General features: G+C 74.8%; 19 protein-coding genes. 11 read left to right on the forward strand and 8 right to left on the reverse strand.

The features are described from left to right. Nucleotide 1 precedes the first annotated feature (1 nt). From AB0P03_RS18705 to AB0P03_RS18730, 6 genes are all read left to right on the forward strand, one after another. Nucleotides 2-1,159, forward strand: coding sequence for a zinc-ribbon domain-containing protein (locus AB0P03_RS18705; protein WP_363629716.1), 1,158 nt, complete (start codon nucleotides 2-4; stop codon nucleotides 1,157-1,159). Between the two features lie 83 nt (nucleotides 1,160-1,242). Further along, entirely contained in the window at nucleotides 1,243-2,289 is a 1,047-nt protein-coding gene (locus tag AB0P03_RS18710) for a TIGR03617 family F420-dependent LLM class oxidoreductase (RefSeq protein ID WP_363629718.1), read from the forward strand. 289 nt (nucleotides 2,290-2,578) lie between these two features. Next, entirely contained in the window at nucleotides 2,579-2,944 is a 366-nt protein-coding gene (locus AB0P03_RS18715; RefSeq protein WP_363629719.1) for a hypothetical protein, read from the forward strand. Further along, nucleotides 2,941-4,851: a GMC family oxidoreductase gene (locus AB0P03_RS18720; RefSeq protein ID WP_363629720.1), complete on the forward strand. Its 1,911-nt coding sequence runs from the start codon at nucleotides 2,941-2,943 to the stop codon at nucleotides 4,849-4,851. The genes AB0P03_RS18715 and AB0P03_RS18720 overlap by 4 nt, the downstream gene beginning before the upstream one ends. Continuing rightward, nucleotides 4,848-5,690: a hypothetical protein gene (locus tag AB0P03_RS18725; RefSeq protein WP_363629721.1), complete on the forward strand. Its 843-nt coding sequence runs from the start codon at nucleotides 4,848-4,850 to the stop codon at nucleotides 5,688-5,690. Before AB0P03_RS18720 ends, AB0P03_RS18725 begins: the two co-directional genes overlap by 4 nt. A 216-nt stretch (nucleotides 5,691-5,906) precedes the next feature. Next, nucleotides 5,907-8,663 (forward strand): BTAD domain-containing putative transcriptional regulator, encoded by a 2,757-nt coding sequence (locus AB0P03_RS18730; protein ID WP_363629751.1) that lies wholly within the window; start codon nucleotides 5,907-5,909, stop codon nucleotides 8,661-8,663. A 107-nt stretch (nucleotides 8,664-8,770) separates the two neighbouring features. Here the strand turns inward: AB0P03_RS18730 and AB0P03_RS18735 are convergent, their stop codons facing one another. The 5 genes from AB0P03_RS18735 to AB0P03_RS18755 all read right to left on the reverse strand — a co-directional run bounded on the left by AB0P03_RS18735 (nucleotide 8,771) and on the right by AB0P03_RS18755 (nucleotide 12,841). After that, nucleotides 8,771-9,841, reverse strand: a complete 1,071-nt coding sequence (locus tag AB0P03_RS18735; protein WP_363629723.1) for a bile acid:sodium symporter family protein — start codon at nucleotides 9,839-9,841, stop codon at nucleotides 8,771-8,773. Then, nucleotides 9,838-10,140 carry a hypothetical protein gene (locus AB0P03_RS18740; RefSeq protein ID WP_363586230.1) on the reverse strand — a complete coding sequence of 101 codons (303 nt, stop codon included), beginning with the start codon at nucleotides 10,138-10,140 and terminating at the stop codon, nucleotides 9,838-9,840. Before AB0P03_RS18740 ends, AB0P03_RS18735 begins: the two co-directional genes overlap by 4 nt. Beyond that, complete coding sequence (locus AB0P03_RS18745) at nucleotides 10,137-11,021, reverse strand: isocitrate lyase/PEP mutase family protein (RefSeq protein ID WP_363586231.1); 885 nt, start codon at nucleotides 11,019-11,021, stop codon at nucleotides 10,137-10,139. Before AB0P03_RS18745 ends, AB0P03_RS18740 begins: the two co-directional genes overlap by 4 nt. Nucleotides 11,022-11,247: 226 nt before the next feature. After that, on the reverse strand, nucleotides 11,248-12,117 hold the full coding sequence (locus tag AB0P03_RS18750) for a class I SAM-dependent methyltransferase (protein WP_363586232.1): 870 nt from the start codon (nucleotides 12,115-12,117) through the stop codon (nucleotides 11,248-11,250). A 187-nt stretch (nucleotides 12,118-12,304) separates the two neighbouring features. Then, nucleotides 12,305-12,841, reverse strand: coding sequence for a PadR family transcriptional regulator (locus AB0P03_RS18755; RefSeq protein ID WP_363586233.1), 537 nt, complete (start codon nucleotides 12,839-12,841; stop codon nucleotides 12,305-12,307). 127 nt (nucleotides 12,842-12,968) lie between these two features. Here AB0P03_RS18755 and AB0P03_RS18760 point away from each other — a divergent pair, with 127 nt between their 5' ends. Both AB0P03_RS18760 and AB0P03_RS18765 read left to right on the forward strand, forming a co-directional pair. Continuing rightward, a complete protein-coding gene (locus tag AB0P03_RS18760; protein ID WP_363629724.1) occupies nucleotides 12,969-13,859 on the forward strand; it encodes a hypothetical protein in 891 nt (296 codons plus the stop codon). A gap of 37 nt (nucleotides 13,860-13,896) precedes the next feature. Next, nucleotides 13,897-14,424, forward strand: a complete 528-nt coding sequence (locus AB0P03_RS18765; RefSeq protein WP_363586285.1) for a DinB family protein — start codon at nucleotides 13,897-13,899, stop codon at nucleotides 14,422-14,424. On the opposite strand, the gene AB0P03_RS18770 is transcribed toward AB0P03_RS18765, so the two are convergent. Next, nucleotides 14,411-15,031 carry a TetR/AcrR family transcriptional regulator gene (locus AB0P03_RS18770; RefSeq protein WP_363586234.1) on the reverse strand — a complete coding sequence of 207 codons (621 nt, stop codon included), beginning with the start codon at nucleotides 15,029-15,031 and terminating at the stop codon, nucleotides 14,411-14,413. The two genes, AB0P03_RS18765 and AB0P03_RS18770, sit on opposite strands and share 14 nt — an antisense overlap. 75 nt (nucleotides 15,032-15,106) lie before the next feature. On the opposite strand from AB0P03_RS18770, the gene AB0P03_RS18775 reads away from it, so the two are divergent. Further along, complete coding sequence (locus tag AB0P03_RS18775; RefSeq protein WP_363629726.1) at nucleotides 15,107-15,298, forward strand: hypothetical protein; 192 nt, start codon at nucleotides 15,107-15,109, stop codon at nucleotides 15,296-15,298. A 246-nt stretch (nucleotides 15,299-15,544) separates the two neighbouring features. Here AB0P03_RS18775 and AB0P03_RS18780 read toward each other — a convergent pair whose 3' ends face one another. Further along, nucleotides 15,545-15,724: an antitoxin gene (locus AB0P03_RS18780; protein WP_363586236.1), complete on the reverse strand. Its 180-nt coding sequence runs from the start codon at nucleotides 15,722-15,724 to the stop codon at nucleotides 15,545-15,547. A gap of 285 nt (nucleotides 15,725-16,009) precedes the next feature. Here AB0P03_RS18780 and AB0P03_RS18785 point away from each other — a divergent pair, with 285 nt between their 5' ends. Together AB0P03_RS18785 and lpdA are read left to right on the forward strand one after the other, a co-directional pair. Continuing rightward, complete coding sequence (locus AB0P03_RS18785; protein ID WP_363629752.1) at nucleotides 16,010-17,506, forward strand: M28 family peptidase; 1,497 nt, start codon at nucleotides 16,010-16,012, stop codon at nucleotides 17,504-17,506. A 326-nt stretch (nucleotides 17,507-17,832) separates the two neighbouring features. Continuing rightward, nucleotides 17,833-19,239, forward strand: a complete 1,407-nt coding sequence (lpdA, locus tag AB0P03_RS18790) for a dihydrolipoyl dehydrogenase (protein ID WP_363586237.1) — start codon at nucleotides 17,833-17,835, stop codon at nucleotides 19,237-19,239. Between the two features lie 94 nt (nucleotides 19,240-19,333). Here the strand turns inward: lpdA and AB0P03_RS18795 are convergent, their stop codons facing one another. Beyond that, complete coding sequence (locus tag AB0P03_RS18795) at nucleotides 19,334-20,920, reverse strand: MFS transporter (RefSeq protein WP_363629728.1); 1,587 nt, start codon at nucleotides 20,918-20,920, stop codon at nucleotides 19,334-19,336. Between the last annotated feature and the right edge of the window lie 49 nt (nucleotides 20,921-20,969).

The following is a 20,969-nucleotide window of genomic DNA, read 5'->3' on the forward strand; positions in this document are numbered from 1 at the left end:
AATGCGTACGTGTCCCGAGTGCGGAGTGGCCAACGAGGACGGGGACGACTTCTGCGGCAACTGCGGTGCCTACCTCGGCTGGTCGGGGACGGCTGCCGCCACCTCGGCGGCTCCCGCCTCCGCGGCACCCGGCCCTGCCGCCGCTCCGCCCGCTGCGTCGCCCGCTGCTCCGCCCGCCGGGGCGGCCCGCGAGGAACCGCCCGTGCGGCCGTCCGCGGCGCCCGCCGAACCGCCTGCCGCGCGGCCCGCCGAGCCGGCGAGGCCGTCCGCCGCCGCGCCCGCTGCTGCGCCCGCGCCCAAGCCCGCACCCGCCTCCGAGGTGCCGCCGGTCCGCCCCGGCGCGGTGCCGCCGCAGCCCACGGCCGCCCGGCAGCCGGCGGCGGACCCGGTGGCGGTGCAGCCCGCCAAGCCCGTCGCGCCCCGCCCGACCGTCCGCCCGGCCGCGGCCGACGAGGCCCAGGTCGGCCCACCCTGCCCCCGGTGCGGCACGCCCAACCGGCCCGACCGGAAGTTCTGCCGGCGGTGCGCGGAGCCGCTGACCCCCACCGAACTCGTGGCGGCCCTGCCGTGGTGGCGCACCCGCTGGCCGTTCCGCCGCCGCGTGCGCATCGGCGGCTCCGGCAGCACCCTGCGCCGGATGATCGCGCTGCTCGTGCTGGCGGCGCTGGTGGTCGCGGGCGTGCTGTTCTACCCGGCAGGGCGGAACATCTACGAGGACGTGCTGGACAAGCTCCGCGACGCCTCGGCGATCTCCCCCACCGGGGCGGCGGCGAGCGCGGAGGTCGAGGGCCATCCCGCGAAACTGACCGTCGACGGGCTGAGCAACACCTACTGGGGGGCGCCGAACGTCGGGGACTCGATCAGCTTCCCCTTCGCCCGACCGTTCCGGCTGGTGGACGTGATCATCCACACCGGCTCCTCCACCGAGCCGCAGCAGTTCCAGCAGCAGGCACGGCCCACCGCCCTGGACCTCCGGATGACGACCTCGGACGGCAAGGTGCACGAGCAGAAGGTGACGCTGAACGACAAGCCGGGCCCGCAGACGGTGCTGACCGGCGTCAGCGACGTCGTGAAGGTGACGCTGGTCGTCCGCGCCGCCGCCGGGACGGGGCCCGGAATCCCCATCGCGCTGGCCGAGGTGGAGTTCTTCAAGCGCTGAGGGGCAGGCTGCGGGGGTGGGCCCGGGCGCCGGCGTGGGAGGCTACCCGGGTACCGCCGCAGCCCGCGCCCAGGAGCACCGCCATGCACCGACCCCCCGCCTTCCGTCTCGACGCCACCGCCTCCGGGCACCCGGCGGGGATCCTCGACGCCGCCGAGCGGGCCGAAAGCCGGGGCATGGACCGCCTGGTGGTCGCCGAGACCGCGTACGACCCGTTCCTCCAGCTGGCCCGCGCCGCCGACCGGACCGAGCGGATCGAGCTGGCCACCGGCATCGCGGTGGCCTTCGCCCGCACCCCGATGACGCTGGCCTACCAGGCCTGGGGGCTGCACGCGGCCTCCGGCGGACGGGCCGTCATCGGGCTGGGCTCGCAGGTCAAGCCGCACATCGAGAAGCGCTTCGGGATGCCCTGGGACCGGCCGGCCGCGCGGATGCGCGAGTACGTGCACGCGGTGCGGGCGATCTGGCACAGCTGGCAGACCGGCGAACGGCTGCGCTTCCGGGGCGAGTTCTACACCCACACGATGATGACGCCGGTCTTCTCGCCAGACCCCGTCCCCGCCGGGGTGCCGAGGATCCTGCTGGCCGGCGTGGGGCCGCTGATGACCCGTACGGCCGGGGCGGTGGCCGACGGGTTCCTCAGCCACCCGTTCTCGTCGCCCGCCTACCTGGCCGAGCAGGTGCTGCCCGGTCTGACCGGGGCCCGGGCGCAGGCCGAGGCCGAGGGCGCCCCGTGGACGGCACGTCCGTTCGAGGTCGCCGGCAGCGTGCTGACCGCCACCGGCCGGACGGAGGAGGAACTGGCGGCCAACCGGGCGGGGGTACGGGAGCGGCTGGCGTTCTACGCCTCCACCCCGGCCTACCGCCCGGTGCTGGCCCAGCACGGGTGGGAGGGGCTCCAGGAGGAACTGCACACCCACTCGGTGCGCGGCCGCTGGGCGGAGATGGCCGCGCTGATCGACGACGAGGTGTTCGACACGTTCGCGGTGTCCGGTCCGGTCGACGACGTCGCCCGCGAGCTGACCCGGCGGTACGTGGGCCTGGTCGACCGGCTGTCCGTCAGCCTGCCGGAGGAGGCGGACCCGGAGCTGGGCCTCGACGTCCTGGCGGCCGTCCGCGCCCTCGGCTGAGCTCCGTCGGACCCTCATCGACCCTCGCCGGACCTCCGCCCGGTCCCGCCGGACCCCTCGCCGTACCCGCGCCAGCCCCCGTAGCCCGACCGGAAACAGCCGCCGACCGAACGCGGTGGGCGGCTGATCGGGCAGGAGACGGCCAAGACCGGGCACATTCGGGCAACGGGTTCCCGGTGACGACGGCGGGCGGCAGGATCGCGCTGGCAGACCGTGACGGGCCGCCGACTTCACCCACCCCACGGTCTGTCATGTCTTGGCCACCGTCGACGACCGTGGGGGTGCCCGCTTGTCCGTGCCAGACGACCATCCTGCCATTGACTGCCTCGCCGAGTTCGGGGCGCCCGACGACCTCGCCGACTTCGACGAGTTCCTGCGCGTGTGCGCCGAACTGACCGGCTTCGACGAGCCCGAGCTGCGCGCCACCGGCATGGCGCACGAACACCACCGCACCACCCTGGCCCACCGGGTCCGCGACGACCACGCCCTGGTCCACCTCTGGTACGTCGGCGCCTGGCCGGGCGAGACCCCCAGCTCCGCCCGCGCCTACGACCAGGGCCTGGCCTGGCGGACCTTCCGCGCCGACCCGCCCGGCGCCGCCGCCCCCGGCCACGGCAGCTGGGCCGAGGCCCCCCGAGGGGTTGAGGAACGGTGACCGCCCGCTGGGACGTCGTCGTGGTCGGCGCAGGCTTCGCCGGAACGCTGGTCGCCCACCGCCTCGGCGCGCAGGGCCGGCGGGTCCTCGTCCTCGAAGCCGGCCGGGCCGCGCCCTCCGGGCCCGAGACCGCCGCCGCCTTCCGCGCGGCCGGCGGCGGCCCGCCCACCTCGCCCTACCCGCACGACCCCGACGCCCCGTCCCTCGACGTCACCGACCTCACCGGGCTCCCCGGCGGTGGCTTCACCGCCACCGGACACCTCCGGCAGGACGGCCCGCTGCCCTACGCCAGCGGCTACCTGCGTGCCAACGGCGGCACCGGACTGCTCTGGACCGGCCTCACCCCGCGCATGCACCCGGAGGACTTCCGCACCGGCGACCTCGGCCGCGGCCGCAACTGGCCGATCGGCTACCACGACCTGGAGCCGTACTACCGCGCAGCCGAACACGAACTCGGCGTCGCCGCCGACGCCGGGGAGCAGCGCCGCGCCGTCGGACTGCCGATCCCGGACGACTACGCCTTCCCCATGCGGGCCATCCCGGCCAGCCACCTCGACCGCCGGCTCGCCCACGCCCTCGACGGCCGGACCGTCCGCGACCCCGCCATGCCCGGCCCCGCCCGGCTCGCCGTCACCGGCACCCCGCACGCCCGCAACGGCCTGCCCACCCGGCCCGGCGACAGCTTCGGCCAGCCCTGCGCGGGCAGCGCCAGCTGCGTCCCGGTCTGCCCGACCGGTGCCAAGTACACGCCGCTGCGCACCCAGGCCCGCTGGGCGCCCTGCGTCGAACTGCGCACCGGGGCCGTGGTGGCCAGGGTGCTCGCCGACCCGGTGACCGGGCGCGCCACCGGGGTGGAGTACCTGGCCGGCGGCGCGGCCCACCGGGTGGACGCGGACCTGGTCGTCCTCGCCGCGCACGCCGTCGAGAACGCCAGGCTGCTGCTCCTGTCCGGCCTGGCCAACCGCAGCGACCAGGTGGGCCGCAACCTGATGGACCACCCGGCGCTGCTCACCTGGGGGCTCATGCCCGGCCAGGTCGGCCCCTACCGGGGGCCCGGCTCCACCAGCGGCCTGGAGGCCTTCCGCTTCGGCCCGGCCCGTGCCCGCCGGGCCCCGTTCCGGATCGAGATCGGAAACTGGGGCTGGTCCTGGGCCGGTGGCTCCCCCGAGGCGGAGACGGCCGCACTGCTGGCCGCCGGGTTGCGCGGCAAGGAGCTGCGGGCACGCCTCGGCGACCGGCTCGGCCGTCAGTTCTCGCTCCAGTTCGAACTGGAGCAGCCCGCCGACCCGGCCAACCGGGTCACCCTCGACCCGGACCGGCGCGATCCGCTCGGCCTCCCCGGCCCGGCCGTCCGCTACGACCTCGACGAGTACGTCCGCGCGGGCATGGTCTCGGCCCGGGCCGTCTCCGACCAGCTGTTCGCCCTGCTCGGCGCCGAGGACCACACCGCCTACCCGGCCGGTCCGCAGTGGCCGGGCCGCCTCGAACACCTGGGAACCGCCTACGGCTACCGGGGCGCGGGCCACGCCGGCGGCACCCACGTCATGGGCGACTCGCCCGCCACCTCCGTCGTCGACCACTGGCAGCGCTGCTGGGACCACCCCAACCTGTACGCCGTCGGGTGCGGCTCGATGCCCTCGCTCGGCACCTCCAACCCCTCGCTCACCATGGCCGCCCTGGCCCTGCGCAGCGCCGACCGGATCCACCAGGACCTGCTGGACCTGCACCGCCCGGTGTCCGTCGGCACCAGGCTGCCGACCCCCGACCCGCCTCGCTCGCCCGTGCTCCCTTCGCCCGGCACCCCTTCGCCCGGCACCCCTTCGCCCGGCACCCCTTCGCCCGGCACCCCTTCGTGCGTCGCTCCTTCGCTTGCCACCCGTTCGCCCGCCTTTCCGGAGACACCATGACCGGCCTGCCGCTCCCGCCCGTACCGGAGCCGTACCACCTGCCCTTCCACTACGGCGCGCTGCACAACATCGGCGTCGACTACCTGGTCCAGCCCGAGCGGGCGCGCGAGCTGCTCGGCAAGCGCCACCCCGGCCTGACCGCCGCCGTGTTCGACGGCGGGGCCTGCGTGTCCCTCAACTACCAGCTGTACTTCGCCCAGTACCCGAACGGCGGTGGCATCACCGAGGAGCTGGAGATCAACCTGGTCGCCCACCCGATGTTCGCCGGGGACCGCCTGCCGGTCCTCAACTACGGCCAGTACGCCCGGGGTTACGACCAGACCAAGCTGCTTGGCATCGCCCGCCTGCACGTCCTGTGCGACAACCCGCTCGCCATCGACGCCGGGCGCCGCCTGTACGCCGAGCCCAAGCACCCCGGCTGGTTCGAGACCGCGCTACCCTCGCTCAACGCCCCCGCCGTGCGTGAGCGCTGGTCCGTCTCCTGTCGCCGGGCCACCCTCGGGGCGGACGGGCTGCGCCGCCACGACGAGCAACTCCTCGCCCTCGACGTGAACCTGATCGGCCTCACCGCCGAATCCGTCAACAACACCCCGATCACCGGCTACGGCACCGACGACGAGGGCAAGCTGCTCGCCGGCCCGCTCAACGTCTACCACCCCTACCGCTACTACGCCCTGGACGACCGCACCGCCGACCGCGTCCGGCTCGACCTCGGCAACCCCGCGGAGGAGTCCGCCCGCGACCTCGCCCACCTGATCGCCGACGCCCCGGCCGCCGGGGTCTGGACCTACCAATCCCCGCCGGTCGCCGCCCACAACCGCGCCTACTACGTCCGGTGATGTGCCCGCCCGCCGAGGGCGGGTTACGGTCAGGGTCGACACCACCTGAGTGGGCGGGCAGCGGACCGTTGGCGCCGTTCTCGCGTGCACCCCTGACCGCTCCTCCGCAGCTGGGGGTGTGCTCGTGAGTGTCCACTGACAAGGGTAGCCTTACCCATTGCGCAGGTGATCGGCAGTGGGGAGGGACCCTTGTTGGAATTCCGGCTGCTCGGACCAGTGGAAGTCCGGTGCAACGGGCAGTTCGTCGAGATCGGGCCACCGAAACGCCGGACCTTGCTGGCGATGCTGCTCCTCGCCAACGACGCGCTGGTCACCAACGACCGCCTCACCGACGCCCTGTGGGGCGAGCAGCCGCCCAGACACGCCAAGACCGTGATCCAGGGGCACGTCTCCCAACTCCGCCGGCTGCTGCACCCCGTGGGCCCGGTCACCATCGCCACCGCCTGTGACGGCTACCTCCTCCAGACGCCGTCCGACCACATCGACGGCGAGCGGTTCCGCGCCGCCGTCGCCGAAGCGCGCACCGGCGACGGCGCACCGGCCGGGATCCCGGCGCTGCGCAAGGCCCTCGCGCTCTGGCGCGGCCCGGCGCTCGCCGGACTCTGCGGCACACCCCCGGTCGTCGCCGCGGCAGCGGAACTGGAGGAGGCGAGGCTCGGCGCGGTGGAGGAGCTCGGCCAGGCGCTGACCGCCGGCCGGCGCGCCGAAGAGGCCGTCGCGGTGCTGCGCGGCCCGGCGGACCGGCATCCGCTGCGCGAGTCCCTGGTGGCGCTCCTGCTCGACGCCCTGCTGGCGACGAACCGGCAGGCCGAGGCCATCGAGCTCTACCACCGGACGGCCCGACTGCTCGGTGACGAACTGGGCGTCGACCCGGGCCCCGCGATGGTCGAGGCCTACGACCGGATCCTCAGCCCGCCACGCGCCGCACGCCGACGGGAGGACACGCACCGGCCCGGGAACCCCCACGGACAGGAGGCCGCGGACCGGCAGGAGGCCGCCCGCCGCCAGGCGGACGCGCACCGCCGAGCTGACGCGCACCGTCAGGCCGACGCATACCGCGGCGCGGGCCAGCCGGGCGCGAACGACCTGCGGCGACCGCTCCTGCTGCCCCGCCGACCGGCCGGCTTCACCGGGCGCAAGCGCGAACTCGCCGCCCTCGACGCGGCCGTGCGGCACACCGCACACGACTCGCCCATCTGTCTGGTCACCGGGCCGGCCGGGATCGGAAAGAGCGCGCTGGTGGCCCACTGGGCCCAACAGGCCGCGGCGGACTTCCCGGACGGCGTGCTCTTCGCCCGGCTCGGCGGCTTCGTCGACACCGCCCCGATCGCCGACCCCGCCTTCGTCATCCGGGACTTCCTCGGCGCGCTCGGCATCCAGCCCGACGACATCCCGCAGAACACCGCCGCAGCCGAGGCGCTCTACCGCTCGCTGCTCCGGAACCGCCGCCTCCTGGTCATCCTCGACGACGCGCTGAGTTACGACCAGGTCCGCCCGCTGCTCCCCGGCGCCCACGGCTGCGCCACCGTCGTCACCAGCCGCAACCGGCTGGAGAGCCTGGTCGCCGGCGACTGCGCCCGCCCGCTGCTGCTGGACCGGCTCGGGCCGGGGGAGGGCGAGGCACTGTTCGCCCGCATCCTCGGCCCGGACCGGGTCGGAGCGGAGCCGGACGCGGCCGGGCGCCTGGTGCGGCTGTGCGACGGGCTGCCGCTGGCCCTGCGACTGGCGGCGGCCCGGCTGGCGGTGCGGCCCGAGCGCTCGCTCGGCGACGCGGTCGAGGAACTCCGCGACGGGCAGCGGCGGATCTCGTTCCTCGCGGTGGACGGCATCGACTTCGCCTCCGTCCTGCGCGTCAGCGTGGACCACCTCCCGCCCGACGCGGTCGCCGTCCTGCGGCTGCTGGCCCACCACTTCGGCCCCGACATCGACGTGGCGGCGGTCGCCGCGCTGGCGGACGACAGCCCGGCCGGCAGCCGCGCGGTGCTGGAACGCCTCGTCGCCGCCAACCTGGTGGAGGAACGGGGGCACGACCGCTACGCCCTGCACGGACTCATCCGGCTGTTCGCCCGCTCGCTCGGCCCCGCCCCCGGGGACGACCGCCTCCTTCCGCTCCTCGATCACTACCTGTACGCCGCCCTGGCCGCCGCGAGCGCGGCGGTGGCGGGCAGCCAACCCTGCTGCCGGCTCCCGGAGGACTTCCGGACGCCGGTGTCGACGCCCGTCTTCGCCGACCGGGAGGAGGCCATGGCCTGGTACGCCAGGGAACGGCGCAACCTCGTCGCCGCCACCGCGGCGGCCGCCGCCGGCGGGCACCACCACCGGGCGTGGCGACTCGCCCTGCTGCTGTGGCCCCTGGTCGTCCAGCAGCCCGGAGCCGACTGGGAGGCTCCGCTCGGCCACGCCCTCGGCTCCGCCGTCGAACTGGCCGAGGCCGACGCGGAATCCCGCGTCAGGAGCCTGCTCGGCTGGGTCCTCGGGCAGAACGGCCGGTACGAGGAGGCCCTGCCGCACCTGCTGCGCGCACCCGACCTGGCCCGGCGCGCCGACGACACCGAGGGCGAGGCGATCGCCACCGCCAACCTGGCCCAGGCCCGGGAGGCACTCGGCGACACGAACCTGGCCGGCCTCGGCTACGAGCGGGCCGCGCAGCTCGCCCGCAGGGCCGGCAGCCCGCAGACCGAGATGCTCACGACCTACTACCTGGCCCGGTACCACCTGCTGAACGAGCGACCGGCGAAGGCGCTCACCCTCGCGCGGCACGCGCTCGACCTCGCCCCGGAGGACCAGGTCGTCGCGCGCCGCGCGATGCTCCTGGACATCTGCGGGAGGGCGCTGGCCACCCTGGACCGCAACGGCGAGGCGTGGCACCACTTCGACCGTGCGGGCCGCCTCGCGGAACAGGACGGCTTCACCGCCGACGCCGCCGACTACTACGCGCGCGCCGCCGCGGTACGGACCTGCGGGAACGGCTAGCGGCTGCCGGCCGCGGTGTCCGGCTGGACACCGCGGCCGGCAGCCGCCGTCCGGCCCCAGACGTCGAGTCCAGACGTCGGGCCCAGGCACCTGCCCCAGGCGTCGGCTCACCCGGGAACGGGCGGCCCGCCCGGCCCCGTGAGCGCGCCCGGTACCCGATCGGCGGGCGGGGCCTGCCCGGCGGGTGTGGTGTCCGGCGCGCGGGCCCAACGGCCGGCGAGCACGGTGCCGGCCACCAGCTGGAGCTGGTGATACGCCATCAGCGGCAGGACCAGCAGCCCGGCCTGGGGCCCGAAGAGCACGGTGGCCATCGGCAGGCCGTTCGCCAGGCTCTTCTGCGAGCCGCACAGCACCGCCGCGATGGTGGCCGGCCGGTCGAGCCCCAGCAGCCGTGCGCCGAGCCCGGTGACCGCGAGCGCGGCGGCCAGCAGGGCGAGCAGCACCGCGAGCAGGCCGAGCAGGGCGCCCGGGGTGGCCAGGCCCCAGCTGCCCTGGGCCGTCGCCGCGCTGAACGCGGTGTAGACGACGAGCAGGATCGAGCCCCGATCCACCGGCGTCAGCACCCGTCTGTGCCGGGCGAGGAAGGCACCGATCCACGGCCGCAGCACCTGCCCGAGCAGGAACGGCGCGAGCAACTGGGCCCCGATCCGCAGCAGCCCCTCGGCCGACAGCGCCGTGTGCACGTCCAGGAGCCAGGCCGCCAGCAGCGGGGTCAGCAGCAGCCCGGCCAGACTGGAGTACGTCCCGGCGCAGATCGCCGCCGGGACGCTGCCCCCGGCGGCGCCGGTCAGCGCCACCGAGGACTGCACCGTCGACGGGAGCAGGCAGAGGAACAGCACCCCGGTCTGCAACTGCCCACTGAGCGGGACGGGCGTGAGGAGTGCGGTGGCCGCCCCGAGCAGCGGGAAGAGGCCGAAGGTGGCGGCGAGCACCAGCCCGTGCAGCCGCAGGTGGCGCAGCCCGGCCAGCGTCTCGCGGGCGGAGAGCCGGGCGCCGTAGAGGAAGAACAGCAGCGCCACCGCCAGGTTGCAGGCCACGGCGGCCACCCGCGCCGAGCCCCCGGTGGCCGGGAACAGGGCGGCCAGGCCGACCGCCCCGGCGAGCGCGACCAGGTACGGGTCGAACCGGCGCGGCCGCGGCCCGCGCCGCCGGCCCCGGCGGGCGGTGTCGTCGGTCATCGGCCACCCCCGATCGCCGCCCCGCCCGGGCCGGACCCGAGCAGGCCGCCCACCAGGGACCCGGCGCCGTCGTGGTCGCTGCCCGCCGAGCCGCTGCCGTTCTGGACGTTGGCCGTGCGGTCGATCTCCACCCAGGAATCGGCGTTGGAGTTGTCGACGAGCGTGATCAGCCCCCCGCCCGCCGCCGCGGGCGCCGCCGCGCCGGCGAGCAGGCCGCACGCCCCGGCCAGCCCCAGCGCGGTGGCCCGCAGGACGGCGGCCGCCGGGGGCGGGGCGGGACCGCGCAGCCCGGCCGTCACACCGTCACCCCCGTGAGCGGGCGTGAGCGCGCGATGTTCCGCTCCAGCAGTTCGGTGGACTCCCGCACGCCGATCTGCCGGCTCTCCCCGGCGCCGGCCGGCAGCCGCCCGTCGGCCACCTTCAGCCCGGCCAGCGCCTCGTCCATCGCCCGGTGGGCCGCGAACAGGCAGGGCGTGCTGTAGATTGCGACGTCCACCCCCAGCTCGGTCAGCTCGGAGAGCGACAACCGGGGGGACTTGCCGCCGGCGATCTGGTTGAACAGCAGCGGCTTGTCGCCGACGACCCGCCGGATCCGCCGGATCCAGTCCTCGCTGCGCACCCCGTCGACCAGCACCACGTCGGCGTCGGTGGCGGCGAGGGCTCGGGCGCGGCGCAGGATGTCGTCCTCCTCGGTGGCGTCGGTGCGGGCGACCACCAGGAGGTCCGTCCGGTTGGCGAGGACGAGGTCCAGCTTCTCCAGGTACTCCTCCAGCGGGAGGACCTGTTTGCCGTCGGCGTGGCCGCAGCGGCGCGGCCGTTTCTGGTCCTCCAGGATGACGCCGGACGCGCCGATGCGTTCGAGCCTGCGCACGACGTGGCAGGCGACCTCGGGATCGACGTAGCCGTCGTCGATGTCGACCAGGAGATGGTGCCGGGGGAAGGCGCCGCGCAGCCGTTCGACGAAGCCGACCATGTCCGGCCAGGCGATGAATCCGATGTCGGGCAGGCCGTAGTAGGAGGCGGCGAAGCCGAATCCGGAGACGAACATGCCGTTGTAGTGCTCGGCCGCGATGGAGGCCGAGTACATGTCGTAGACGCCGATGAGGGGCGTGGCTCCCGGGCTCGTGATCTCCTCGCGGAGCCGCTGCCCGTGGCCCGACGCCGTGGTTCCGTGGAACAAGGCCTTCTCCTCACTCGCGGTGGCTTTGCCTGAACTTGGTCTTCCCTAGACCCAACTGAGGCTCCATCACTATGCGACCTTTAACGTTCCGTGGGCAAATCTTTAAGGGAGATTCACTCATTCGAGTGAGGCGTTGAATTGAAGATATGTCAGACATATGAAAAGGGCGGTGGCGTGGAAGATCCACGCCACCGCCCTGATCCGGTCGGGCCCGGCCGCCGGAGCGTCAGGAGGCCGGAACGGGGCGGACGGCGCGGCGTTCGCGCAGCGTCCGGAGCACCCGGCGGGTCGCCCGGGTGGCGACCGGCGGCAGCAGGTCCAGCGCCAGCCGGCGCGAGGTGGACTGCTGGACGGGGGCCTTGACCTGGTAGTTGAGCCGCAGCACCGGCTCCCCGGCGATGGTGTCGTCGTCCACCGTGTAGCCCTCGGCCCGCCAGTCGCGGGCGAGCAGGACCTGCCGGACGGCCGCGGCGTCGCCCCAGGTGCCGTAGAACTTCATCGGGGTGAGCAGCACCGGCCGCAGGCCGCCGGTGAAGACCGCCTCCCAGACCGCCGCCGACACGCCGGGGGTGTGCTCCGAGCGGTAGTCGTCCAGCGCCACGACGCCGTTCTCGGCGAGCGCCGCCCTGGTCACCGCGATGTCCCCGGCGACGTGTTCGTACAGGTGGGAGGCGTCGACGTGGACGAAGCGGCAGCTCCCGGCCGGGATCCGGCCGTCGGCCAGCACCGAGGTGGGCGCCTGCACGATCTCCGGCAACTCGCCGTGGAAGGCGAGGTAGTTGGCCTCGAAGGCGCTCCGGGTGAGGGTCTTGCGGTAGGACATCGCCATCTCGGCGGCGTTGTCCGCGTCGCCCGCCTCGGAGTCGAACAGGTCGCAGACGGTCAGCCGCTCGCCGGTCTGGAGGTGGTCGCCGAGCAGGACGGCGCTGCGGCCGAGGTAGCTGCCGAGTTCGAGGATGTCGCCGGTGGCGCCCGCCGTGGTCTGGGCCGCCAGCAGGTGGCCGAAGGCCGCCCGGTCGAGACGGAAGAACCAGCCGGGGATGTCGTCCCGGGTCAGTGGCGCGGGGCGGGTGGCTGCGGTCTCGGCGGTGGGCACGGCGGCCTCCAGGAGGGCGGGCGGGGCGCGGTGGCGGGTTCACGCCGCGGAGGGGACGCCGTGGACGTGAGGCCGATCATCATAGCGACGCGGAGGCCGACTGGGAGCCGGCTCGGAACGGCGCGATTTCGCGCGTTCGCGCTGCTGTGCGAAGGCGCGCGCCGGGTCGCGTCCCCGGCCTCACGGGTCAGTGCGCCGGGCCGTCCAGCTCGGCGATGGTCTCCGCCAGCCAGGCCCGCTCGGCCGCCGTGGAGGCCCGGGCGACCAGCAGCATGCCGCGCCGGAAGGGGTTCGGCTCCAGCTCGGCGGTGACCGCGCGGCCCTCACCGTCGTAGGAGAAGCTGCTCGGCTCGTCCAGGAACGCCAGCCGGCGCCGGAGCACGGCCGCCTGCGCGGGCGGGTCGGCGAGGTGGTGGAGGAAGGCGGCGTGCGCGAAGAAGCGGATCTGGTCGGTGATCTCGGCCTGCTCCGGGTCGGCCAGCCGGCGCCGCAGTTCGGTCCGGCCCTCCTCGGTGAGCTCCAGCGTCTGGCGCGGTGCGGCCCCGCTGCCCGGCTCGGTGCGGCGGCGCAGCAGTCCGGCCTTCTCCAGTCTGGCGATGGCGGGGTAGAGCGCGCCGTCGCTGACCGGCCGGACGTGGCCGGTGAGGCCGGTGATCCGGGACTTGAGCTGGTAGCCGTGCAGCGGCTGGTCGTACAGGAAGCCGAGGATCGCGAGGGTCAGCACGGTCGAAGCCCTTTCGTCGGAGTGCGCCCTGTGGCGCGCCCCATGTTACCTCTTGTCGATGTGCCTCGATAAGATATATCTCTATTCGAGGCATGCCGCCGGCGGGCGGCGGAACGGGGGAGGAAGCATGCGCGGGCGTCCGTCGCGACGACTGGCCGCGCTGGCCGGACCGGTCTACGCCGAACTGCTGTCCGGCGTGATCGTCTCGGTGATCGGCACCTTCTGGGTGGCCGGCCTCGGCGGGGCGGTCGCCGCCGTCACCCTGCGGTTGGGGCCACGGCTGCCCGCACCCGCCGGGGAACCGGCGCGGCGGCGGGCCGGATCGTCCGCGCGGGAGCGCCGTTCGGCCTGGACTTCACCGCCCGGATGGCCGTCGGCACGGCCCAACTCGCCACTCGCCCTGGTCGAGGGCTTCGGCGTCGCGGCGGTGGCCGGGTACGGCATCGGCTACCGGGCCTTGCTGGTCGTCACCATGGCGTTCTACGCACTCCGGCAGGCCGCCGCGATCGAGGCCGCCCGCCTCTGCGGCGCGGGCCGCGCCACCGCGCCACCGCGCTGGGCGTTGCACCGCGCCACCGCGCCGGGCGCGCTGCACCGCGCCACCGGACGCCTCGCCGCGCTCCTCGGCGCCGTCGCGGCGGTGCTGTCCCCGACGCTCGCCGTCCCGCTGACCGCGCTGTTTACCGACGACCCGGTGGCGGCCGTGCAGTCCGTCGGCTTCCTGCGGATGGCGGCGCTCCACCTGCTCCCGTACGCGCTGGTGGTCGCCCTCGGCGGGGTGCGCCAGGCGGCGGGCGCCGGCTGGCCGCTGGTGCTCTCCGTGCCGCTCGGCCCGGGCGCCCAACTCGCCACCTCCGCGGCCCTGTCGGGGCCGCTCGGGGTGACCGGGGTGTGGGCGGGGCCGGCCGTGGGTGCGGCCGTGCAGCTCGGCCTGCTGCTTCTCCTGGCCCGGCGCGGGCCCCTGCGGCCCGCGCCGTTGGCGGACCAGGGCGACCGGGCCCCGAAGCCGGTCGGATGATCGACTCCGGTCGCCCGGCTGTGCCACAGTGGAAGCCATGGGACCGACACTCGACGGGCGGCCGCTGCCGTCCCCGCACGCAGACGAACGCGCCATGCTGGAAGGCTGGTTGGAGTTCCATCGGGTGACTCTTGTGCAGAAGGTCGCCGGACTCGACGACCAGCAGGTCCGGCTGGCGGCCGTCCCGCCGTCGACGATGACGCTGCTGGGCCTGGTCCAGCACCTCGCCGAGGTCGAACGCACCTGGTACCAGCGGGTGCTGGCCGGCCGGGAAGCGCCGCCGCTGTACGGCGCGGACGGCGAGGGCGGCTACGCGCTCACCCCGGACCGGGGGATGCCCGAGGCGTTGGCCGACTGGCGGGCGGAGGTCGAGCAGGGCCGCGAACTGGCCGCCGCGGCGGCGCTGGAGGACACCGGACGCCTCTCCGAGCGGGCGGCGGCCGTGTTCGGCTCGGAGACGGTCTCGCTGCGCTGGATCCTGGTGCACCTGATCGAGGAGTACGCCCGCCACAACGGCCACGCGGACCTGCTCCGGGAGAGTATCGACGGCCTCACCGGCGTGTGACGGCTCCCCGGGGGAGGGCCTCGGGAGCCGGGCCGAGGTGGGCGTCCAGGGCGGCGCGCAGCAGCGGTTCGACGTCCTCGCCGCCGGTGATGAGCCGCAGGCTGCCCCAGGCGCGCAGTTGGGCCAGGCCGTGCAGGTTCGCCCACAGCGCGGCGGCCGCCGGTCCGGGATCGGTGGACTCCGGGCGGGCCTCGCCGACCAGGCGGGCGACGGTGTGGAACATCGGCAGGGTGGTGTGCCGCAGCTCGGCTCCGCTGCCCTCCAGCAGGTCGTGACGGAACATCAGCTCGAACATGCCGGGGTTGGCCGCCGCGAAGCCGAGGTAGGCGCGGGCGAGCGCGTCGAGCCGGGTGCGGGGGGCCGCGTCGGTGGTGGCGGCCATCGCGTCGGCGCCGGCCAGGGTGTCGGTGAGCCTGCCGAACCCGTGCCGCGCGATGGCGGCGAGCAGTTCGCGGTGGGTGGGGAAGTGGCGGCGGGGGGCTCCGTGCGAGACCCCCGCCTGCCGGGCGATCTCGCGCAGACCGAGGGCGTGGACGCCCTCCCTGGTCACCAGTTCGACGCCGGCGGCCACCAGGCGTGCGCGCAGGTCCTTGTCCTGATCGGTCATGGGCCTTGTCTACCAGGCTGCCGTAGACAGTGTCTACTCTCGTCGGTGCGGGCGCTCCGGGCAGAATTCGGAGGCATGGACGAAGGCGGAGAGGCGGCCTGCTGGCTGGACCGGGTGTGCCCGGAGTGCGGGCGCCTGCGCGAGCGGCCAGGGCCGCAACCGTGCGAGAACTGCGGGGCCGGGAGCGCGGACGGCACTGGCGGCACGGGCGGCGAGGCGGGGGCACGGCGGCCCGCGGCCGAGGCCGCGCCGGAGCGGGACGGCTGACCGCAGGTCCAGGACGGATCGGCCCCGGCTCGGAAGGGCTGAACGCTGACCCGCAACGCCTGAACCCCGGCTCGGAAGGGCTGAACGCTGACCCGCAACGCCTGAACCCCGGCCCGGAAGGGCTGAACGCTGACCCGCAACGCCTGAACCCCGGCTCGGAACAGCCGAACGACGGCCCGGAACAGCTGGGCCCCGGTGCGGCCGGGCGGGCCTGACCGGGGCCGCAGGCGTACGGCGGGGTTCGGTCTACTGCTGCGGCGGCTGGTCGCGGAACTGGTTCTTCGCCTGCTCCTGGGCGGAGTCCACCTGGCTGCTGTACTTGCCCTGGGTGCGCTCGTCGACGGCGTCCCCCGCCTTGTCGACGGCCCTGTCGGCCTGGTCCTCGTGGCCCTTCAGCAGGCCCTTGAGCTTATCCAACATGGACATCTGGTCACGCTCCTGGAAGAGACGGCCCCACCCCTCCAGGATCACCGCCTCCGCCGCCGTCCGCATCCCGCGGCCGCGCGGCGGCCTTGGCAACGTGATGCCGGTCATGTCAAATCGGGAGTTCACGGACCGCCGGAAGGAGTCGCCTTGAAGCCCCGAGCCCGCCGCCCGATCTCCCTGCCCCTCCGCCCGACCAGCCCGCTCGACCAGTCCACCCCGATACCGCACCAGCAGCGCCGGGACCAGCGCCCGCGCACTGCCACCGTCCGGAGCGCGGGCGCCGTACTGACCGTCGCCGCCCTGGCCGCCCCGCTGCTGCTGGCCGGGGCCGGTGGCGCGGCCGCCGACCCGGACCCGGTGCGCAGAGGCGAGAGGCTCGCCGCGCGCCTGGTCGAGGCCGCCGACGCCGAGAGCGCCCACGACACCCTGGCCGCGCTCCAGCGGATCGCCGACCGCAACGGCGGTACCCGGGTGGCCGGTTCGAAGGGGCACGACGAGTCCGCGCGCTACGTCTACGAGCAGGCCCGCCGGGCCGGGCTGAAGGTGTCCCGGCAGGAGTTCGAGTACACCTTCTTCGAGGCCCGCTCGGAGCGGCTGCAGGTGCTGTCCCCGCAGGCCGAGAGCATCCCGCTGACCGCCATGACGTACTCGCTCGGCGGTCCGGACGCGGGCCTGACCGCCGACCTGGCGGTCGCCCCGGTCAGCGCCACGACCGGCTGCGCGCCCACCGACTACCCGGCCGGCGCGTTCACCGGCCGGATCGCGCTGATCCAGCGCGGCGGCTGCGGCTTCGCCGTCAAGCAGGCCGCGGCCGCGACGGCCGGCGCGGTGGGCGCGATCATCTACAACAACACCGACGGCGACCTCAACGGCACCCTCGGGGACCCCGCGGCCGGCAGGATCCCCGTCGGCGGGATCACCCGGGCCGCCGGGGAGGCGCTGGCCGCGAAGGCCGCCGCCGGCCAGGTCCGGTTGAACCTCGACATCCGCACCGTCATGGAGCCGCGCAAGACCTGGAACGTCATCGCCGAGACCAGGGGCGGCGACCCGGCCGACACCGTGATGGTCGGGGCGCACCTGGACTCCGTCGCGGCCGGGCCCGGCATCAACGACAACGGCTCCGGTGCGGCGGGCATCCTGGAGGTCGCGCGCAACCTGACCGTCCACCCGGTGAAGAACAAGGTCAGGTTCGCCTGGTGGTCCGCCGAGGAGTTCGGCCTCAAGGGCTCGGAGGCCTACGTGAAGTCGCTCTCCGAGGCGGACCGGAAGAAGATCAGGCTCTACCTCAACTTCGACATGATCGCCTCTCCCAACTACGCGCAGTTCGTCTACGACGGCTCGGGCAGCACCGGCGGCGGCGCCGGCCCCGAGGGCTCGGCGCAGATCGAGCGGGACCTCACCGGCTACCTGGACGGCCGGGGCCTGCCGCACGAGCCGACCGCCTTCGACGGCCGCTCCGACTACGGCCCGTTCATCGACGCGGGCATCCCGGCCGGCGGCACCGACACCGGCGCCGAGGTGGTCAAGTCGTCGGCGCAGGAGGGCCGTTACGGCGGCACGGCGGGCGTGGCCTTCGACGCCTGCTACCACAAGGCCTGCGACGGCTTGAAGAACATCGACATGGACGCCTTCGACGTCAACATCGACGTGATCGCCCATGCCGTCGGCACCTACGCCTGGGACCTCTCCTCGCTGAACCGGCCCGTGCCGCCGCAGCGCCCCGCCGGCCAGGCGGGCGGCGGCGGTATGAGCGGGGGCCACGCCCACGAGGTGACGGCCTGACGCCCGGGTGGGCCCGCTGCCGTCCTCGGGCGGCGGGCCCACCCGTCCCACCCGCCGGCTCCGCCGCGCTCGTCCGCCATTCGGCCCCTCCTCCCGCTCGCACCCCCGAGCCCCGGCCCGGGCCCCGCCCCGGACCTCCCCCGGGCCCCGCCCCTGCCCGGCGAGGTTGCGAGCACCGTAGCCGAGGACACTGACAATCCGGCCCCGGGCCGGGTACGGTGCCGCGCGGAGCGCATCCGCCGAGACCCGGTGGGTGCGTCGAACCCGGTCCTGACACCATGGGACCGAGATCACGGGACCGTGACACCCTCGGAGGAGTCAGCAACATGAGCACGCACTACGACGTCGTCGTCCTCGGCGCCGGCCCCGGCGGCTACACCGCCGCCGTCCGCTCCGCTCAGCTCGGTCTGAAGACCGCGGTCATCGAGGCCAAGTACTGGGGCGGCGTCTGCCTGAACGTCGGCTGCATCCCCTCCAAGGCCCTGCTGCGCAACGCCGAGCTCGCCCACATCTTCACCAAGGAGGCCAAGACCTTCGGCATCAAGGTCGAGGGCCAGGTGACCTTCGACTTCGGCGAGGCCTTCCGCCGCAGCCGCTCGGTGGCCGACGGCCGGGTCAAGGGCGTCCACTACCTGATGAAGAAGAACGGCATCACCGAGTACGACGGCTGGGGCACCTTCGTCGACGACCACACCCTCCAGGTCGCGCTCAGCGGCGGCGGCTTCGACGTCGTCACCTTCGACCACTGCGTCATCGCCACCGGTGCCACCACCCGGCTGCTGCCCGGCACCAGCCTGAGCGACCGGGTGGTCACCTACGAGGAGCAGATCCTCACCGAGCAGCTGCCGGAGAGCATCATCATCGCGGGCGCCGGCGCGATCGGCGTCGAGTTCGCGTACGTGCTGCACAACTACGGCGTGAAGGTCACCATCGTCGAGTTCCTGGACCGCGTGGTGCCGCTGGAGGACGTCGAGGTCTCCACCGAACTGGCCAAGCAGTACCGCAAGCTCGGCATCGAGGTGCTCACCTCCACCCGGGTCGAGTCGATCGACGACAGCGACCCGAACGCCAAGGTCAAGGTCACCGTCACCAGGGACGGCCGGCAGCAGGTGCTGGAGGCCGACAAGGTGCTCCAGGCGATCGGCTTCGCGCCGCGCGTCAACGGCTACGGCCTGGAGAACGCGGGCGTCAAGCTGACCGACCGCGGCGCCATCGCGGTGGACGGCCGCGGCCGTACCAGCGCCGGGCACATCTTCGCGATCGGCGACGTGACGGCCAAGCTGATGCTCGCGCACGCCGCCGAGACGATGGCCGTGATCGCCGCCGAGACCATCGGCGGGGCGGAGACCATGGAGGTCGACTTCGCCATGATCCCGCGCGCCACCTACTGCCAGCCGCAGATCGCCTCCTTCGGCTACACCGAGGCGCAGGCCCGCGAGCTGGGCCACGACGTCAAGGTCGCCAAGTTCCCGTTCACCGCCAACGGCAAGGCGCACGGCCTCGGTCATCCGATCGGCTTCGTCAAGGTCATCAGCGACGCCAAGCACGGCGAGCTGCTCGGCGCCCACCTGATCGGCCCCGAGGTCACCGAGCTGCTGCCCGAGCTGACCCTGGCCCAGCAGTGGGACCTCACCGTCCATGAGGTGGCCCGCAACGTGCACGCCCACCCCACCCTCGGCGAGGCGGTCAAGGAGGCCATCCACGGCCTCGCCGGCCACATGATCAACATGTGACGCGCACCGCATGACGGCAGGGCCCGCCCGACCTCCCGGGCGGGCCCTGCCGTGTTCCGGCGGCCCCGGGCCCGGCACCGGCTCCGACGGCAGGTCAGGCCGACTCGTCCGGCGCCAGGGCGAGGTAGGTGAGCACCGCGCCGAGGGCGGACAGCGCGGCGAGGACCAGCCCGAGGACGTGCAGGGCGTCGGTGAACCCGGCGGCCAGAGCGGCCTGGTGCGCCGCGGCCACCCTGCCCTGGACGGCCTGCCCCGCGAGCTGCGCCGCCTCGTCGGCGGCGAGGCCGCTGCCGCCCAGGTGCGCGGCGGTCAGCGTGCTGAGCAGCGCGGCGGCCCCGGAGACGGCCACGGACTCCCCGGTGATCCGCATCGTGTTGAAGACGCCCGCGGCAGCCCCGGCGTGCTCGGCGGGGACGGTCCCGACGGCCGCGTCGTCCATCACCCCGAAGGCCAGTCCGACCCCGGCCCCGAACGGCAGCAGCGGCACCGCCAGCGCGAGCCACGACCCGTCGCCGCGCACCGTCACCAGCAGCAGGGAGCCCGCCGCGATCAGCGCGGAGGCGGCGGTCAGCACCGCCCGGACGGAGACGGCGGCGGCGAGGCGCCCGGCCACCAACGGCAGCAGGAGGACGGGCGCCGTCATCGGCAGCAGGAGCAGACCGCTGGTCAGGACGCTCCTGCCGCCCACGCCCTGGAGGTAGGCCGGGAGGTAGACCAGCAGCACGACGAACCCCAGGGTGACGGTGAACGGCTGGCACACCACGGCGAGGAACTCGGGCCTGCGGAACAGCCGGACGTCGACCATGGCGCGCCCGGCCCGGCGGACCTCCACCCCGGCGAACAGGACCAGCAGCAGCACCGCGCCCGCCAGCGGCAGCAGCGTGCCCGGCGCCGTCCAGCCGGCGGTGCCGGCCTGCACGAGCGCGTACGACAGCGCGGCGAGCCCGCCGGTGAAGCAGACCACCCCGGGCAGGTCGATCCCGGGGTGGTCCGGGTTGCGGGACTCCGGGGCCCGGGTGGCGCACAGCCACGCGGGCAGGGCCAGGACGGCGACGAGCAGGAAGACCGACCGCCAGCCGGCCGCCTCCACCAGCAGGCCGGCGGCCGGCGGCCCGATCGCCAGGCCGGTGCCGAAGGAGGTGCCGAGGATCCCGAAGGCGAGCCGTCGGCGCCGCCCGGAGGTGGACTGGGCCAGGACCGCCGCGCCCGCCGCCAGCACGGCGGCCGCCCCGCACCCCTGCACCGCCCGGGCGGCGTCGGCCACGGCCATCGACGGCGCGAGCGCCACCACCGCGGACAGCGCGCCGACCAGCGCGATCCCCGACAGCAGCACGCGCCGCCGGCCGATCCGGTCCGCGAGGCCGCCGGCCGCCAGCGGCAGGGCGGCGAAGGTGAGGTTGAAGGCGTTCAGCATCCACTGGGCGGCGCCCACCGAGGAGCCCAGCTGCGCGGTCATGCTGGGCAGCGCCACGGCGGCCCCGGTCACCGAGAACGGCAGCATCATGCTGGCGCAGCCGACGGCGGTGACGGTCGCCCAGTAGCCGCCCGGACCGCCGTCGGTACGCGGTGGGGGAGCGGCCGTGCCCGACGGGTGCTCGGTTCGGGGCGGCGCGGCGCGGCGGGCGTCTTCGGGACGGGCGCCTTCGGGACGGGCGTCGTCGAGGCGGGGAGAAACAGTCATGGCCCCGATCGTTCGCGGGCACCGCCGCCGGGTGAAGAGAGCCCCGTTC

The organism is Kitasatospora sp. NPDC088779 (genome assembly GCF_040685395.1).
Lineage (GTDB): Bacteria > Actinomycetota > Actinomycetes > Streptomycetales > Streptomycetaceae > Kitasatospora.